This window comes from Photobacterium sp. BZF1 (genome assembly GCF_014349205.1).
Lineage (GTDB): Bacteria > Pseudomonadota > Gammaproteobacteria > Enterobacterales > Vibrionaceae > Photobacterium.
This window is the reverse complement of the sequence record NZ_JACSOF010000086.1, coordinates 1-15046: the sequence shown is the minus strand read 5'-3', so window position 1 is coordinate 15046 and position 15046 is coordinate 1. Positions and strand designations below refer to the sequence as shown.

General features: G+C 47.2%; 17 protein-coding genes and 1 riboswitch. Of the genes, 8 read left to right on the top strand and 9 right to left on the bottom strand.

Going from position 1 to position 15046, the window contains the following annotated elements; translation table 11 throughout:
- Nucleotides 1–204 precede the first annotated feature (204 nt).
- Complete coding sequence (locus tag BIZ37_RS18535) at nucleotides 205–1200, top strand: LacI family DNA-binding transcriptional regulator (RefSeq protein ID WP_187462742.1); 996 nt, start codon at nucleotides 205–207, stop codon at nucleotides 1198–1200.
- Nucleotides 1201–1222: 22 nt separating this feature from the next.
- On the opposite strand, the gene BIZ37_RS18530 is transcribed toward BIZ37_RS18535, so the two are convergent.
- Nucleotides 1223–1522: a DUF6482 family protein gene (locus BIZ37_RS18530; RefSeq protein ID WP_187462741.1), complete on the bottom strand. Its 300-nt coding sequence runs from the start codon at nucleotides 1520–1522 to the stop codon at nucleotides 1223–1225.
- A gap of 277 nt (nucleotides 1523–1799) precedes the next feature.
- Here BIZ37_RS18530 and BIZ37_RS18525 point away from each other — a divergent pair, with 277 nt between their 5' ends.
- Nucleotides 1800–2324: a tetratricopeptide repeat protein gene (locus BIZ37_RS18525; protein ID WP_187462740.1), complete on the top strand. Its 525-nt coding sequence runs from the start codon at nucleotides 1800–1802 to the stop codon at nucleotides 2322–2324.
- Nucleotides 2325–2474: 150 nt separating this feature from the next.
- Here the strand turns inward: BIZ37_RS18525 and BIZ37_RS18520 are convergent, their stop codons facing one another.
- A complete protein-coding gene (locus BIZ37_RS18520; RefSeq protein WP_187462739.1) occupies nucleotides 2475–3083 on the bottom strand; it encodes a TetR/AcrR family transcriptional regulator in 609 nt (202 codons plus the stop codon).
- Nucleotides 3084–3203: 120 nt separating this feature from the next.
- On the opposite strand from BIZ37_RS18520, the gene BIZ37_RS18515 reads away from it, so the two are divergent.
- Complete coding sequence (locus BIZ37_RS18515; protein WP_187462738.1) at nucleotides 3204–4385, top strand: MBL fold metallo-hydrolase; 1182 nt, start codon at nucleotides 3204–3206, stop codon at nucleotides 4383–4385.
- 74 nt (nucleotides 4386–4459) lie between these two features.
- On the opposite strand, the gene BIZ37_RS18510 is transcribed toward BIZ37_RS18515, so the two are convergent.
- Nucleotides 4460–4837, bottom strand: a complete 378-nt coding sequence (locus BIZ37_RS18510) for a DUF2541 family protein (RefSeq protein ID WP_187462737.1) — start codon at nucleotides 4835–4837, stop codon at nucleotides 4460–4462.
- Between the two features lie 174 nt (nucleotides 4838–5011).
- Nucleotides 5012–6403, bottom strand: a complete 1392-nt coding sequence (locus BIZ37_RS18505; protein ID WP_187462736.1) for a hemolysin family protein — start codon at nucleotides 6401–6403, stop codon at nucleotides 5012–5014.
- A gap of 185 nt (nucleotides 6404–6588) precedes the next feature.
- Between BIZ37_RS18505 and BIZ37_RS18500 the strand changes: the two genes are divergently transcribed.
- Entirely contained in the window at nucleotides 6589–7077 is a 489-nt protein-coding gene (locus tag BIZ37_RS18500; protein ID WP_187462735.1) for a GNAT family N-acetyltransferase, read from the top strand.
- On the opposite strand, the gene BIZ37_RS18495 is transcribed toward BIZ37_RS18500, so the two are convergent.
- Nucleotides 7074–7724: a cupin domain-containing protein gene (locus BIZ37_RS18495; protein WP_187462734.1), complete on the bottom strand. Its 651-nt coding sequence runs from the start codon at nucleotides 7722–7724 to the stop codon at nucleotides 7074–7076. The genes BIZ37_RS18500 and BIZ37_RS18495 overlap by 4 nt on opposite strands.
- Before the next feature lie 31 nt (nucleotides 7725–7755).
- Nucleotides 7756–8523, bottom strand: coding sequence for an SDR family NAD(P)-dependent oxidoreductase (locus tag BIZ37_RS18490; RefSeq protein ID WP_187462733.1), 768 nt, complete (start codon nucleotides 8521–8523; stop codon nucleotides 7756–7758).
- Between the two features lie 104 nt (nucleotides 8524–8627).
- Here BIZ37_RS18490 and BIZ37_RS18485 point away from each other — a divergent pair, with 104 nt between their 5' ends.
- The gene (locus BIZ37_RS18485) at nucleotides 8628–8963 is read left to right on the top strand and encodes a helix-turn-helix domain-containing protein (RefSeq protein ID WP_187462732.1); all 336 of its coding nucleotides are present in this window, start codon (nucleotides 8628–8630) and stop codon (nucleotides 8961–8963) included.
- 76 nt (nucleotides 8964–9039) lie between these two features.
- On the opposite strand, the gene BIZ37_RS18480 is transcribed toward BIZ37_RS18485, so the two are convergent.
- Nucleotides 9040–9258 (bottom strand): hypothetical protein, encoded by a 219-nt coding sequence (locus tag BIZ37_RS18480; RefSeq protein ID WP_187462731.1) that lies wholly within the window; start codon nucleotides 9256–9258, stop codon nucleotides 9040–9042.
- A gap of 189 nt (nucleotides 9259–9447) precedes the next feature.
- Complete coding sequence (locus tag BIZ37_RS18475; RefSeq protein WP_107298782.1) at nucleotides 9448–9768, bottom strand: hypothetical protein; 321 nt, start codon at nucleotides 9766–9768, stop codon at nucleotides 9448–9450.
- Nucleotides 9769–10151: 383 nt separating this feature from the next.
- Here BIZ37_RS18475 and BIZ37_RS18470 point away from each other — a divergent pair, with 383 nt between their 5' ends.
- The 3 genes from BIZ37_RS18470 to BIZ37_RS18460 all read left to right on the top strand — a co-directional run bounded on the left by BIZ37_RS18470 (nucleotide 10152) and on the right by BIZ37_RS18460 (nucleotide 13689).
- On the top strand, nucleotides 10152–10361 hold the full coding sequence (locus tag BIZ37_RS18470; protein ID WP_107298781.1) for a cold-shock protein: 210 nt from the start codon (nucleotides 10152–10154) through the stop codon (nucleotides 10359–10361).
- A gap of 426 nt (nucleotides 10362–10787) precedes the next feature.
- A riboswitch (Lysine riboswitch) is annotated at nucleotides 10788–10965 on the top strand.
- Between the two features lie 123 nt (nucleotides 10966–11088).
- Entirely contained in the window at nucleotides 11089–12582 is a 1494-nt protein-coding gene (locus BIZ37_RS18465) for a Na+/H+ antiporter NhaC family protein (protein WP_187462730.1), read from the top strand.
- Nucleotides 12583–12624: 42 nt separating this feature from the next.
- Nucleotides 12625–13689, top strand: coding sequence for a saccharopine dehydrogenase (locus tag BIZ37_RS18460; RefSeq protein WP_187462729.1), 1065 nt, complete (start codon nucleotides 12625–12627; stop codon nucleotides 13687–13689).
- 398 nt (nucleotides 13690–14087) lie between these two features.
- Here the strand turns inward: BIZ37_RS18460 and BIZ37_RS18455 are convergent, their stop codons facing one another.
- On the bottom strand, nucleotides 14088–15008 hold the full coding sequence (locus tag BIZ37_RS18455; RefSeq protein WP_187462728.1) for a hypothetical protein: 921 nt from the start codon (nucleotides 15006–15008) through the stop codon (nucleotides 14088–14090).
- Nucleotides 15009–15046 lie beyond the last annotated feature (38 nt).

The window sequence follows — 15046 nt, the reverse complement described above, 5'->3', positions numbered from 1 at the left end:
AGTGAAAACGTTTTCCCTGTGAAAATGTGATCTCGTTAAAGTTGCCAAGCGTCGCTGTGTGCGCTGGCTCATGTTTCGGTATAATGCAAACAACTTTGACGTTCATCCGCTGAATAGTAGGCTGGACGTCGTTAAGCAAGCATTCTTTGAGGCATACAGCTGAGCCCCGATATCAATATTTGGGCTGAGGCGGTGGAGTAGTAAATGGCAGCGACATTAAAAGATATTGCCAAGGTGGCAGGTGTTTCGGCAGTAACGGTGTCGTATGTACTGAATAATAAAAACCGGGTGAGCGAAGCGACCAAAGCGAAGGTGATGGAAGCGGCGAAAACGCTCAACTATGTACCGAACCGTGCTGCAAAAATGCTGGCCAGCAAGTCAACCAAGCATATTTGCCTGGTTATCTCCGGCCCTGACTATGAATACCTGACCAACCCGTATATCTACAAACTGGTGAATGGTATTGGCTCGTCATTGAATCAGCATGGCTATGAGCTGACCTTGCGTATGGCCAAGGCAGATAATGAGTTGGCGTTTATCCAGGGCGAGCTGAACTCCAATTTGTACGATGGCGTTTTGATCTGGGGTACCCGTATGCCAGATGAGCAGTTCCTGTCCCTTTTTGACCATCGCGTACCGATTGTTTCTATTGCCCGGGACTTGCAGGACGAAGCCGTCAATGCGGTATTGGTGGAGCACTACCAGTCAGCCTATCGGATGACCCAATACCTTATCGATAGCGGTTATCGAAAAATCATGTTCCTCGGTAAATTGGATGTGATCAAGGCGGCTCGGGATCGCTTCGAGGGCTATCGTCAGGCATTGCTCGATAATGGTATTGAGTACGATGAAAACTGGGCCTACAAGGCGGACTATTATCAGGAAGATGCCTACCAGATTGTGGCAGATATGGAAGAAATCAATTTTGACGCGGTATTTGCAGCTTCGGATTTGATGGCGATTGGCGCGATGAAAGCCCTGCTGGAAAAAGGGTTGTCGATTCCAAAGGATATTGCCGTTGCTGGTTTCGATAATATTCCCAACAGCGATATGTTACCCGTCGGGTTAACCACGGTTGATACGCCGATTTTCCAACTGGGTTCACAGGCGGCGACCATGCTGGTCAACTTAATTGAAGAATTGGAAACCGAGCGTAGAATCGAGCTCGGTACTGAGTTGATGATCCGCCAGTCAGCTTAGCGGTTTATGTCTACATAGGCAGTTAGAAGGTAATATCATAACGGACTTTGCCGCCTGTATTATTATCGCTGCTGCCTATCATTTCATCGTAGGGTGTCACCATTTCGAATACCGCTTGGTGGATCCCCAGTTTGCTCAGTTTCTCTTTTGCTTCTTGCAGTGATGGGCATGTCACAGAATGATGTTCCTCATCTTTCAAGTGGTAAAAATTCCCCTTTTCGTCCTCCCCGCCAATCAAATAGCAGGTTGAATCTGCAGTATTGAGGATAGTTGGCGTGAACTGTCCCCGTTGCATCAATGAAAGTAACGCTTCCTGAGTCATATCTACACTCCTGTCCAAGAACAAGCAGACTGCGTATGTCCTGTGATAAACGCCAAAAGGCGAGCAAGCGATCAACTTACTTAATGATAATGTACACAGCATTTGTGAATCTTGGATGTCAGAGGTTGCTCTGGTGCACATTTGCACTGTGATTGGGAAATGGTGGGATAAATCAATCCTAATTCACTGATTTACAAGGTCACAAAACTGGCATCACTTTTTCATAATTTTAATATAAATCGTGATTAGGATCGATATTCAACACAAGGAGATGGATATGCAGCGTAAAATCAGCAATGTGATGTGTGCTCTTGTCGTGTCAGGTGGTGTTGGGGCTTTTGTCGTTTCGGCGCCAGTATTTGCAGAGAAAACCCCCGAGCAGATTAAACGGTTGCAACTGACGGCTGGGCTGGGTGATAGCCAGTCACAACTTGCCTTGGCCGAGGCCTATGCGCTGGGCTACGGAGGCCTGATTGTCAGTGAGGAAAAAGCCGTTGAATGGCTGACCCAAGCCGCGTTGCAGGGTAATACGATGGCCCAATATAACCTGGGTGATATGTATTATTTTGGCTTTGGTGTCGAGAAAAGTGCGACAGCGGCCCATGAATGGTATTTGGCAGCAACAGCAAAAAGGCATCCCCATGCGCACTATATGCTTGCCTTGTTGCAGGCTCAGGGCGAAATGGGTCCAAGCGATGAATCACTCGTTCGTTATTGGCTCAAGGAAGGTGCTTCCTATGGTGATCCTAGCGCTTCTTATGTACTCAATCAGATGGGCATCGACAAGTTGAATCGATTATAGAAAATTGTGTAAGTTCTTCTGTTTGGAAGCTTGAATTGTATTTGCTGTGCGGCTGGACGGAAGCAACCCGTCCAGAAGTATCAAGGACTAGTAAGTTTCTTTTTTGGGCTTCTTGTCTTTCTTGTTGCCTTTGCCTTAGATCATCAAGGGTTAGTTAATTTCGTATGCTGCAATAAACTGTTTGACCGCCGATTCAATAGTCGCCAGTTGAACCTCAGGGCCTGGGGCTGGCATGTGGGCCATGATTTGTGGCCAGAAAATAGTCCCTTTGAGGCTGGCGATAAATTGTTCCGAGGCAATCTCGGGATGGGTAACCTCAAGCTTGCCGGCTTTAACGCCGTCTTGGATCCATTGGCTCAGGCCATGGCAGCCATCAAGGGGCTGGAATTTCTCGACCATCAAAGCTGCTAATTTTTTTGAGCGGATACACTCACTCATCACTACCCGGGCAACTGCCATGAAGCATGGACTGCACAGTAGTTCGACCTCTTTTTGTGCAATGTGGGTTAGCTGCTCTTGGATGCTTTGAGCAGGGTTAAACGGAATCGAGCTGATCACTTTTACATTGGATACCAACCGCTCGACAATGACCTCGAACAGACTCTCTTTCGTTGGATAGTATTTGTAAAGCGTCCGCTTGGAGACTTCTGCTTTCTTCGAAATCGCTTCCATACTGGCTTGTTCGAGCCCTTTTTCTGAAAAAATTTCCAGTGCGGCACAGACAATATTTTCCTGTTTAATTTCAGCGACTTTACCCATACAAATTACCCAAATGCGTGATGACGTAGAATTAAAAGGTAAACGGGTGTGTTTACTTTTTAAATTTAATAGCTATGATTGAAAGTATACACCATCGTTTACTTTTGAGGCTAGCAACAAATGAAAACTACACTGAAAGCATCTCTGGTTGCAGTAATGGGCGCCCTTGGCCTGGTGGCCTACAACAGTGGAAATGCTGCAGATACAGATGGCAGCTATGTACGTAGCCAGGAGATCCGTGAAGCAAGAATAGCCAGCTCGCCTCAGTTCAAGGATGGTAAGGCCATCACCAACATGCCAATAGTCCATAGCGAAGAAGGTATGTTGTCTGTGATGTGGAAATTTTTCATGCAGCGCGATCAGTACAAGCCTCAGCAGCGCCTGCAGTTCCAAGCAGTGGATACGCCATTGCTGGAAACCACTAGTGATGCATTGCGTGTGACCTGGCTTGGCCACTCATCGCTATTCTTGGAAGCAGATGGTGTACGTATGTTGGTTGACCCTGTATTTGACTATGCGTCGCCATCAGCGTTTGCCAGGATGTTTTCGCGTAATGTCGATGCACCGGTTAGCCGCGAAGATTTGCCGCTGCCAGACGTTATCCTGATTTCTCACGATCATTATGACCATTTGGAAGAAGCAACGGCCCGTTTCTATGCCGATAAGAATGTACGGTTCTTTGTTCCGCTGGGTGTCGGACGCCACCTTGAAAAGTGGGGTGTGAAGCCGGTTAATATCGAAGAGTTTGATTGGTGGGAGAGTGTTTCCGTCGGTACTGTCCGTATCACCTCGGCACCGGCTAACCATAATTCAGGCCGTGGTTTGTTCGATAGCAATACAACATTGTGGTCATCTTGGGCGATTCAGGCTGAAGCGGGAAGCATGTTCTACAGTGGCGACTCGGCCTATGGTGAGCACTTCAAACAAATTGGCGAGCGTTTGGGGCCGTTTGATATGACCTTCATCGAAGTTGCCGCTAACGTAAAAGATGGCAAGGGTTACCCAGTAGAAGGCTGGGGCCATATGCAGGCAGCCCATACCATGCAGGCGCATTTGGATGTGGGGGGCGATAAGTTGTTCCCTGTCCATTGGTCAACGTATGAATTGTTCCTGCACAAGTGGGATGAGCCAGTCAATGACCTGATTGCCGAGGCACAAGTACATGGTGTGGAATTGGTGACACCTTTGATTGGCCAGAGCTTGGATATGTCACAACCGTTCCAGACTACTTATTGGTGGCAGGGCAGCGAACAGTGGCAAGAGGCCTCGGAGATGACCCAATTGGCTTACCGGACAGAATAACCGGTGGCATTGGTGATAGATAAAAGGGCAGTAGCGTTAGCTTCTGCCCTTTTGCATTTGTGCTTACAATGGATTTATTGTCGGCCGTAAACCCTAACGCCAGCCGATGAGCCTTCAGCCTTGCCATATACCTCGAGGCTTTTCACACATCGTGTATAGGCAAATTTGCGCCAGTCTGTTTGATCATGCTTGTCTAGCTTGCGGTGAAAATGGATGGTCTTGGTGTCGTCATTGTTGAAGGTCACCACAACTCGCTCCAGCCGCATATCACGCTCGGCTTTTACCTTGATTGCATCAACACGGCGGCATACCAACAAGGGGATCTGCGCCCCATGATCGCTTTTACCCAGCAAGATGGTCCTGCCTAGAGTGATTTTGTCATCGGCATGGGCAAACGGAGAGGCACCGAGCAAACCAAGGCTCAGTGCCAGATACATAACATGTGTTTTCATTGATATTGTTCAGAAATAACAGCGAAGCTGTTTAAGCCAATTACAAAGGTGGGCGATGCTGCCCACCTGTTATTTGCCCTGCTAAGTCACACGGTGTGGCCGTGATTAATGAGGGCAGCGGAATATACGCCTGATCTTCATGTGTAAAGACAGGGCTGTGTAAAATATCGCTTGCTAGAGTGCGTTTTTGGTATTGTGTTCGGGAGCCCCTTCTTGGGTGCCTAGCGAACTTTCTTGTTCTATCTCTGATGAAGCACCTGTTTCGGCATCGTTCTCTATTGGCGCTATTCGTGTCACAGTGATTTTATCGGCTCGGTTGCCATCGACTTGGGTGACTTCAAAGTGCCATCCCGCCCAGTCAACGCAGTCTCCGACAGAAGGAAGCCCGCTGAGGCTCCACATCAACATACCGCTCAAGGTATGGTAGCCATGCTGGGTTTCATCGGGTAGGGCATCGAGCTCGAGTAAGTCTTTCATCACCAAGATAGGGATCAGCCCATCCATCGACCAACTGCCATCCTCATTTTCGACGGACCAGATATCCTCGGGGGCACGGGTTTTGAACTCACCAGCTAAGGCTTCAAGGATATCTTTAGGTGTGACAATACCTTGTACGTCGCCATACTCATCCACCACAAACACCATTACATCCCCCGAATGGCGGAAGTGCTCTAGCAACTGGTTGCCGGTCCAGTTCTCGGGGATGAAAACAGGCGGCAACAGGTAATGCTCAATTGGACTGCGCGGCCTCGCGATGTGGTACTGCAATAACTGTTTGGTCGTAATGACCCCTCTTGGGTTATCGATGCTGTTTAGGATGACCGGAAAGTGCTGGTGGTTCGAGGCTACCAAGTAATTGAGGTTGCTTTCGTCGGGCTTGTCGAGATCCAGTGCCACGATTTCACTGCGCGGGGTCATCAGCGAGGTTACCTTGCGATCGTCAAAGTGAAAGACATTCTTGACTATGGCATGTTCTTGTTTCTCGATGACACCGCTTAGTGAGCCTTCAGCCAGTACCGCTTTGATATCTTCTTCGGTCAAGGTATCGCCTTGGTTGTCTTGGTTATGCTTGCCTAATACCCGCAGGGAGAGTTCGGTTGATGTCGCCAGCAGAAACACAAATGGCCTTGATAGGCTCGCTAATACCGTCAACGGGCGGGCCATGATACGGGCAATCCCTTCAGGGTTGATCTGGGCAAGGCGTTTGGGTACCAACTCGCCAATTACAATGGATAAGTAGGTGATCCCGACAACAACGATGGTGGTGGCAGCGACGGAGCTGGTTTTGGCGGCAAGGCCAAACTGCTGTAGGTATTGAGCCAATGGCCCAGCGAGGGCGGCTTCACCGAAGATCCCGTTGAGGATACCAATGGCAGTAATACCGATTTGAACGGTTGAGAGAAAACGGGTTGGCTCTTCGCCAAGTTTGATGGCACTTGCTGCGCCTTTATCGCCAGAACCTGCCAGTTTTTGCAGGCGGCTTTTTCGTGCAGTGACCAAGGCGATTTCCGACATGGCAAACACGCCATTGAGCAGGATAAGGCCGGCCAAAATAAGCACGTCCATGAGGTTCTCCTTCATGTTCGAGGCTACTGCCTCTAAGCATATGTGTTGTAGTGAACGTAGATGTTGAGATAGTTAACAAGTTGGAACATAACGACTCGATGGCATGATGAACATGGAGAAATATTTATCATCACCAACGGCATTTTTGATTAAGATAGCGGGAGCGACTAAGAGGAAACCAAGTAATGAAAATCGACATCAACTTCTCAACCCATAGGTTATCGGCCAAGACGCTTGATCGCAGTGCTGCGGGAATCCAGAACGAAATTATGACCATGTTTACCGAACCGGTCAGCCGCCACCTGCCACCTTCTTGCCAGAATTTCCGTACTGCAGAGGATGTCGACATTTGGCTCGAAGCTATGGCACAGACAGGCTCTGTCCTAAGACTTACCGAGCAACAACAAGCAGTGGGATACTTGTTTGTTTTCCCAGAGCCAGAAAACGGCTTCCGCCTTGGGTATGTGCTGGCTGAAGCTCATTGGGGAAAAGGCTTTGCAACTGAGGCGATGCAAGGTTTGGTGGATTATCTATCCGAGGATGAGCGCGCAGCCCGTTTTATTGCCGGTGTCGAGCCGGAGAATGCCGGCTCGGTCAATGTGCTAAAGAAACTCGGCTTTGTCTACAGTTATTCCGAGCAAGAGGTCGATTACTATATCCTGCAAAGCGCTTAATCGGGCAAGTGGCCAGTCTTCACCAAAATCACCGTCTCCTGCTCGACAAAAGGAAAATGTTCGCTCAGGTGCGGGCTGCGTAGCCAAGTCCCTGTTGGGTAACTGCCGAATTCATCTTTGAACTCACCGGAAAGCACCAGAATTTCTTCTCCGCCCCAATGGCGGTGGGGCTGGAATCGCTCTCCTGCCGGCCATTTTACTAAAGCGGTATGCTGGTGGCCGAACTCATGAAGCGGCATCACCTGCAACCCACCAATCCCCGGTTGCCATAGTGTGTGGCGGGTATCTATCCGGACCTGCTGGCTATCGTCAGGCAAGAACTGGTTGAGCTTGACGAAAATCGTACACCCTTCCTTGCTAAATGGGGCATGTTGGCTACCGGGTGGATTGCGGATATAGGTGCCTGGGCCGAAATCACCAGTCTCGTCAGAAAAGACGCCATCGAGGACAAAGATTTCTTCGCCCATAGGGTGAGGGTGGGGGGCAAATGATGAGCCCTCGGCATAGCGGACGACACTGGTAGTGTGGCCCGACTCTTTGGCTTCCCTTTCCAGCGGTTTGCGCCATACCCCATTGGCCGGGCTTGGCTGCCAGTCCATCTGCTCGGTACCAATGACCAATCGTTGTTGAAAATCCATATTGAGCATTTTGTCCCTCTCCCCAGGTCTTGATGTAAAGTTAGTTTCGGCCTGCCATCACGCCGCCATCGACATCCCAGATAGCACCGGTTACCCAACTGGCATCATCTGATAGCAAGAAGGAGATGCTGCTGGCAATATCTGTCGGTGTACCAATTCGGCCGATAGGATGAAAGTCATTGAACTCAGCCAAGGCATCATCAATGTGCTCGGGCTCGATAAACGCACCATATATCGGTGTTTTCACTACTGCAGGCGAGACGGCATTGACACGAATATTATGCTCGGCCAGTTCCATTGCCATATGTTGGGTTAAGGCATGGAGCCCGGCTTTTGCCATTGAGTAGGCCGAAGACGGCGTTGCCTTAATAGCCTGTTTCGCCCACATCGAACCGATGTTCACAATACTGCCGCCGCCATGTGAAATCATATTTTTCGCAACAGCTTGGCTGATCCTAAATGTCGCTTTGTTGAGCTCCATATAAGTATCATAATCGGCCATCGAATGGTCAACGAACGCTTTCGGGTTGAAGTATCCTGCAGCGTTGACCATGTAACTGATTGCGCCATAGCTGTTGATACTGTCGATCAGTTTGTCGACATCTTGTGGTTGGTATAAGTTGGCTTGCAGGCCGGTAGCCTTGCCACCTTCAGCGTTAAGTTCTTTCACAGCCTTGTCGAGTTTGTCGGGGTTATTGCCGACAATGATCACTTCAATATTTTTTTTGCTCAGTTGTTTAGCTGTCTCTAGGCCCATACCGCTGGTGCCACCGATAACAAGTGCTGCGCCTGTGTGGGAAAAGGTCATTTGTTTTCTCCTGCCTGTGTACGATAAGCTAATCTTAGGTTCACAATTAACCTGCTGAATAGTCAGTACAAATCGGTGGGGTAGGTACTTTTTGGTACATCTTTATGAAAACACAAGAAAACTTTTTTTCACGCAAATCTGCCCCTGAGCGTGCTGCGCGAATGGTAGAAACCATATATGGTTGTAAGTGGTCACTAACCGTTTACCAGTTGCTGGTAAACGGTATCAATCGTCCAGGTGAGATGGTTCGAGCTGTGGAGGGATTATCAACCAAAGTACTCAATGAATGCCTTAGGAAAAACGTTGAGTTTGGTATTTTGGATAAAGTGGTATTTAACGAGCTACCACCTCGGGTGGAGTACCATGTGACTCCTTTTGGCGAGAAGTTCCTGCGAGTACTAGATGAGCTTGACAAGCTTCAAAACGAACTTGAAAGTTAGCCACATATAAAAAAGCGCCGATATGATCGGCGCGCATAGGTTTTAGGTTGAGCTTGCCAAGTTGATACGAGAGAAGTTAAAGCTCAAATTCCGGCACTTTTTTCTTTACGGCATCGTGGGTTCCGATGTAAAGCAGTTCCTGCTCGCCGATTCCCCTCATGAAAAATGAAAGGCATTTAGGACATTGCAATTTTTCTTGTCCCGTTGTTGCCAGTGATTTTTCGTGCCATTTGCGTCGTACTCGGTTTAAACCTGAGGTGTTATTACACTCTGGGCATCGAATAGGTACTTTCATAACATCGTCCTCCTGACCGCTCTGCTTGGTTATAAATTAACCAGAAGTAGCCAGCGCAAAACTTGATATGCATCAGGTTTATCAATTGATGTCGTGACGTTGCAATGAAGTTTTGTATATTTGAGATCGATGCCTCAGCAAGAATTCACAATGCGTAACCTGTTGTTACAAAAAGACATATTTCAGTGGTTATGCTGTGCCTAAAATAGCCTGACGTTTAGCCATTAGTTCTTTTGCCATGGACTGGGCGGTAATGCGCATCCCCTTTTGCTCCAAGCCGATCAGTAGTTGCATCCGCAGGCTTTCGGCACGCTCTTCGAGTGCCTGGCGTTCACCTTCTGACTTCTCAGCGGCTTTTTCATAACAGCCAATAATCGATTTGAAGAGGTGGGACTCGAAGCTGGTTCTTTCTTCAGGCTGGATCGTGCGTGATTCCTTCACTTCACCATTGGCCTTGCGGCGGTTGTAGTCTTGGATCTGGTTTTCAGCGATAAGGTCGAACACACTCATAACAATACTTTTCCTATGGATATTTCGCCTCCATCATAACTTTGCTGATTGAATAGATGCTGAAAAATGCCTTGGGGAAGTGTTTCGAAATGTGTTCGTCAGCAGGGTGATTGCTGAATGAATAGTGAATGCCCTAGAAAATAAAACGAAGAAATGTCAAAAATACGCTGCATATTTTTCACTCTGTTGTTATGATACGCAGGCTCATTTTGAGAAGAGTTATTTAATGCAACATCAAGTACAAGTTAAACCATCTGATATTGTTACGTTTTCGTACTGTATCTAACTGTTTCCCTTATATTTATCGTCACATTAATAATTCACTTTTACCTGACCGTAGCTATTTGCTAACGGTTTAAATGAATTTACATAAGGGACAACACATGTCTAAGTCTACTGGTATCGTTAAGTGGTTTAACGAAGAAAAAGGTTTCGGTTTTATCACTCAAGAGAACGGCGGTGCAGACGTATTCGTACACTTCCGCGCTATCGCTTCTGAAGGTTTCAAGACTCTTTCTGAAGGTCAGAAAGTTTCTTTCGACATCGAGCAAGGCCAGAAAGGTCCACAAGCTGCTAACGTAGTTACTCTATAAGTCATCGAACTTATTGAAGAAAATGCTGGCTTAGGCCGGCATTTTTTATATCTGTTATTTCTGATCTTCAACTTCTCCCTCAACATCCCTTTCCCCTCATTTTATTCGGGCAAGATGGGTGAGGATGGGTAAATATGCATCCTGAGCCTCCATGGTTGCGCTTTTACCTTGACTCCCACTCAAGTCAAACCTGATGCCGTGATTCCTAATCCAGATAAATATTGATATGAGGTTTGCCACCTGAAAGCAAAAAACAGCCTTTGTGGTTGTTGTTGCTGCAAGTGTGGTAACCGATAGTGCAATGTTTTGTTAATTAAGTGTTTAATGAAATATATTGTGTGATCTTTATCACAAGCTAACGTCAAGTTGATTTGGATTATACGTTTTTGTGTTTTATTCAATACAAAGCGGGTGGTTATTCACTGCCTGCAACGTAGAGGCGCATTGCCTAAGAGTAGTTTAGTGAAGGTCGACAACCGGTGAAGCTAAGCGAAAGGAGTCAATGCCGAAGTGGTTTTGGTCGTCAGCCAAGCTGCTGGGGTTGTTCTTAATAGGAGCATCACTGTCATCTCGGGTCCTGCCCAGATGGAGAGCTACAGCAATTTTTGTTTTCGAACAGGTAAGTTCGCCTACCGATTTCGTACAGCCTTTGTCGCTCGCGTGTTCCTTACGCCCCTCCTCTAAAAACACAAATACTTTGATGTTGTTTATTAGGAGAAGTCTACGAATGGCTGATTACGGATTATTGTCCATCGTACCCGCGGTGTTGGCGCTGATACTCGCCTTTACTACCCGGCATGTTGTTTTGGCCCTGGGCGTTGCAGTGATCAGTGGCATGCTGATCTTAACCAAGGGTCACCCTGTCGATACTGCGTTGATGTTCTTGTCTGATGGGCCGTTCACACAGCTTGCATCGGGCAGTAACGCACAGATCATTATTGTTATTACTATCATTTCCGGTTTTATCTATTTGGTTGAGCAAAGCGGTGGTATGGCGGCGTTTTCGACCATGGCGACCCGTTATGTGTCATCACCATTGAAGGCCCAGCTTGCGACTTGGGCTACCGGTATCGGGGTGTTCTTTACCGACTCGGGTAACTCGCTGATCCTCGGCCCGATGTTCTCGCCAATCTTCAACAAGCTTAAGATGAGCAAGGAGAAGCTGGCCTTTATCATTGATTCGACCTCATCACCGATCTGTGTGCTGATCCCTATCATCAGCTGGGGGGTGTACTCGCAGGGTCTAATTGAAAACGCATTCGATAATATGGGCCAGCCGGTCGATGGATTTGCGACTTTCCTTCAGGTGATCCCTTACCAGCTGTATGCCTTGCTGGCATTGTTCAGTGTACCTGTTTACGCGGTGCTGAAAAAAGACTGGGGACCAATGGCTGAAGCCGAGCAGCAAGCGCGCCAGCAGACTGAGGTGAGTGTGCAGCAGGCAGACAACCAACCGGTGAAATCAGGCCGTATTTCACTGATTGTACTGCCGCTGGCAGTGCTATTCGGGTCGTTAATTGCACTGTTCACGTATAACTACCACCTTCATGGCACTATCAATGGCCCGGTGATCCGCGCATCGCTCGGTACCAGCTACCTGATTGCTTCGGTGACGGCGATTGCTTATTACGCTTACACCAAAACTATGACCGCCTCGACAGCCTTCAACACTTTTGTGTCGGGTATGCAGCGAATCATGCTAATTTTGGTTATCTTGCTATTGGCATGGACCTTGGGTGATATCTGTAAGTCTCTGGGTACCGGGGATTACATCAGTCAGGTGATGAATGACCGTCTGCCGGTATTTATGTTGCCTGCCCTGATTTTCGTTATCGGTAGCTTTATTTCGGTGGCAACGGGTTCGTCGTGGGGCACCTTTGCCATCCTGATCCCAATTGCCGTTCCTGTTGCCAGTGCGTTGGGTGCTGACCCGCTGATTTGTATTGGTGCAGCGCTAAGTGGCGGTATGCTGGGTGATCATTCATCTCCGATTTCAGACACCACGATCCTTAGTTCGATGTCGACCGGGTGTGACCATGTGTCCCACGTCCGTACCCAGTTCCCTTACGCTATTTTGACTGGCGTAACCGCCAGCATCGGTTTCATGATTGCCGAAATCACCCGTAGCCCGTACACCATTGTATTGGCTGCCGTATTGCAAGTTGCGTTGATTGTTTTGATGGTGCGCCGTCAGGCCGCAGCCAGCCCTGTTATCGCTTAAGTTGAGATAGCTCAACAAGCTATCGTTTAGAAAGGATTGAAAATGAACACACTATTTTGGCTAAGAGATGAAGTAAAAGTGGGTGAGCACCGTACAGCTTTGACACCTACCGGAGCCAAAGCCCTGATTGATGCAGGTGCTCAGGTGATTGTCGAGCGCAGCGACACCCGTATTTTTCCTGATCAGGCTTATGTTGATGTGGGCTGTGAGTTGGCGGCAGGCCATAGCTGGACCGACGCACCGGAGTACGCCTATATCCTAGGTTTGAAAGAGCTGGCTGAAGATGACTTCCCGCTCAAGCACCAGCACATTTACTTTGCCCATGCATTCAAAGGCCAAGATGAAGCGGTACAGATTCTGTCACGCTTCAATGCCGGTGGTGGTCAAATCCTTGATTTGGAATTCCTGCAAGATGAAATGGGCAAGCGTGTTTGTGCCTTTGGTTACTGGGCGGGCTATGTCGGCGCAGCGATTGGCCTGTCGGGCTTTATCCACCATTTACAGTGTAAAGACGTGTTCGGCGCGGTGGGCAGCTACCCAGACCGCGACCATTACCTAGCAGTACTGCGCGAGCAGGTTGCAACACTGTCAGAGCAGCCTAGGGTGCTGGTTATCGGTCAGTTTGGCCGTTGCGGCCGTGGTGCACTGGACTTGTTTGCCGAGCTAGGTATCGACGCCGACGGCTGGGATATCGAAGAAACCAAAGCCGGTGGCCCGTTCACCGCTATCAATGACTACGACATCTTGGTCAACTGCGCTTACCTTGCTGAAGGCACGCCTCCTTTCATTACCAAGGAAAGTCTAGGTGAGAACCCTCGCCTGAGCATGGTCAGCGATGTCAGTTGCGATCCGAACAACCCGGATAACCCAATCCGCATCTACAACCAAAGCACCAAGCTTTCCAAACCGATCATCGAATCGGATGTCAGCGGGTTATATGTTCAGGCGGTGGATCACCTACCGACAGTACTGCCAAAAGAAAGCAGCGAAGATTTCGCCGGGCAGCTCCTGCCACATCTTCTGACCCTGTGCAAAGGTGAAGATCCAAACGGCGTCTGGGCAAGGGCACGTGATTTCTACGCAACGGCGCAGAATATTGTGAAATAAAAGCCGAGCGTCTCGCCTAGGATGATAAGGGGATACGGGATCTACGTTTGTTAGATCCCTTTTTTTAATGGGGAGTAAGTCAATCTCAGCGACAGGGATAATGTCGAGGCAGTATCTTGTAACTCATTATTGGACAAATGTGAGTTACGCCCCATGGAGCATTCTAACTTTTCGGATTATTTCTAGTATTGCTACCATACGATCAGTCTACATGTTGTTGGCTAATTCACTACACATAACATTCCACTGGATATAGATAAGTCAGAAAACTTGTTAATTAAAATAATTTTATTTAACCTATAACTAATCTTTATTGTGTGTTGCTTATATTATTAAATCAGCCACACCTAATTCATAGTGAATTAGGCATAGCTTTTTCATCTATTAAATATATTCACTTATTTACTGTTTGTACTATGAATAATTTTCCCATATAGCTCTTCCAGAAGATCTTCTGATTTTTGATTTTCTGCTCCAGCAGCTTGAATTGCTTCAGCAGCGTGATAACCTCTCAAGCCGACCAAGGTTGGTTTTCCGTCGTACACAAAAGTATAAACAGCTTCAACAGGGTAGGCGTGTATTGCAGATATATATTTTTTCAAATCAACTGATTGTTGAAACAAGCTAGAAATTAAAAAGTCTTTAGATAATTCAACTTCTATCCATGCTTGATATTGTTTACTTTTATCCCATGTATGACTAACACTTGCAAAAGTAGACGGACTCTCTTCGTAGGACTCAAGTAAATGCAAACGAAGCCGTTGCACGTCACCCAATTTACTCCATTTTTCTGCAAAAAATTCTGTTAAGTATTTCCTAAACTCATCAACTGAAGCTCCTTCTTGTTTTTTAAATGCTATTGCATACCTTGGGTTTTTTGATGCTCCATTTAACAGACCAGAACAATTTCGATCAATAAACGTACGAGTTTCTGGTGTTACAGACATTGTAAAGGCATTTCTAGACACTAAATATGGCTCATCTTTAGATACATACTTTACTGTAACGTCACACTCTATAAATGCTTCTAAATCCTTAGCTGATAAGTATAACAACTGAGCAATTCCATTAGGTTGATCATGCAATGGTAGATCTAGTTCAACTCCCTCTATTCCTTCAACATTGTATAACTTTTCAGGATCAATATACCCTAAGTGTAATTGCCTGTATTGATACGTACCTTCCATTCTCGATGCTAAAACACCATGGACATCACGCCAATAAAGAAATGATACTTCATGTGCAACATCGGGCCTCCACCATGCAAAAATTGAAGTAGTAATTTCTGCTTTATTTTCTATAATCATATTTTTACTCATTTCATTCTCCTAACACTAGCTCATTGATTGAATGGATA

Bases quoted from the DNA above. Each gene is read 5' to 3' on its own strand.
- BIZ37_RS18535 (WP_187462742.1), top strand. From the start codon at position 205: ATGGCAGCGACATTAAAAGATATTGCCAAGGTGGCAGGTGTTTCGGCA.
- BIZ37_RS18530 (WP_187462741.1), bottom strand. From the start codon at position 1,522: ATGACTCAGGAAGCGTTACTTTCATTGATGCAACGGGGACAGTTCACG.
- BIZ37_RS18525 (WP_187462740.1), top strand. From the start codon at position 1,800: ATGCAGCGTAAAATCAGCAATGTGATGTGTGCTCTTGTCGTGTCAGGT.
- BIZ37_RS18520 (WP_187462739.1), bottom strand. From the start codon at position 3,083: ATGGGTAAAGTCGCTGAAATTAAACAGGAAAATATTGTCTGTGCCGCA.
- BIZ37_RS18515 (WP_187462738.1), top strand. From the start codon at position 3,204: ATGAAAACTACACTGAAAGCATCTCTGGTTGCAGTAATGGGCGCCCTT.
- BIZ37_RS18510 (WP_187462737.1), bottom strand. From the start codon at position 4,837: ATGAAAACACATGTTATGTATCTGGCACTGAGCCTTGGTTTGCTCGGT.
- BIZ37_RS18505 (WP_187462736.1), bottom strand. From the start codon at position 6,403: ATGGACGTGCTTATTTTGGCCGGCCTTATCCTGCTCAATGGCGTGTTT.
- BIZ37_RS18500 (WP_187462735.1), top strand. From the start codon at position 6,589: ATGAAAATCGACATCAACTTCTCAACCCATAGGTTATCGGCCAAGACG.
- BIZ37_RS18495 (WP_187462734.1), bottom strand. From the start codon at position 7,724: ATGCTCAATATGGATTTTCAACAACGATTGGTCATTGGTACCGAGCAG.
- BIZ37_RS18490 (WP_187462733.1), bottom strand. From the start codon at position 8,523: ATGACCTTTTCCCACACAGGCGCAGCACTTGTTATCGGTGGCACCAGC.
- BIZ37_RS18485 (WP_187462732.1), top strand. From the start codon at position 8,628: ATGAAAACACAAGAAAACTTTTTTTCACGCAAATCTGCCCCTGAGCGT.
- BIZ37_RS18480 (WP_187462731.1), bottom strand. From the start codon at position 9,258: ATGAAAGTACCTATTCGATGCCCAGAGTGTAATAACACCTCAGGTTTA.
- BIZ37_RS18475 (WP_107298782.1), bottom strand. From the start codon at position 9,768: ATGAGTGTGTTCGACCTTATCGCTGAAAACCAGATCCAAGACTACAAC.
- BIZ37_RS18470 (WP_107298781.1), top strand. From the start codon at position 10,152: ATGTCTAAGTCTACTGGTATCGTTAAGTGGTTTAACGAAGAAAAAGGT.
- BIZ37_RS18465 (WP_187462730.1), top strand. From the start codon at position 11,089: ATGGCTGATTACGGATTATTGTCCATCGTACCCGCGGTGTTGGCGCTG.
- BIZ37_RS18460 (WP_187462729.1), top strand. From the start codon at position 12,625: ATGAACACACTATTTTGGCTAAGAGATGAAGTAAAAGTGGGTGAGCAC.
- BIZ37_RS18455 (WP_187462728.1), bottom strand. From the start codon at position 15,008: ATGAGTAAAAATATGATTATAGAAAATAAAGCAGAAATTACTACTTCA.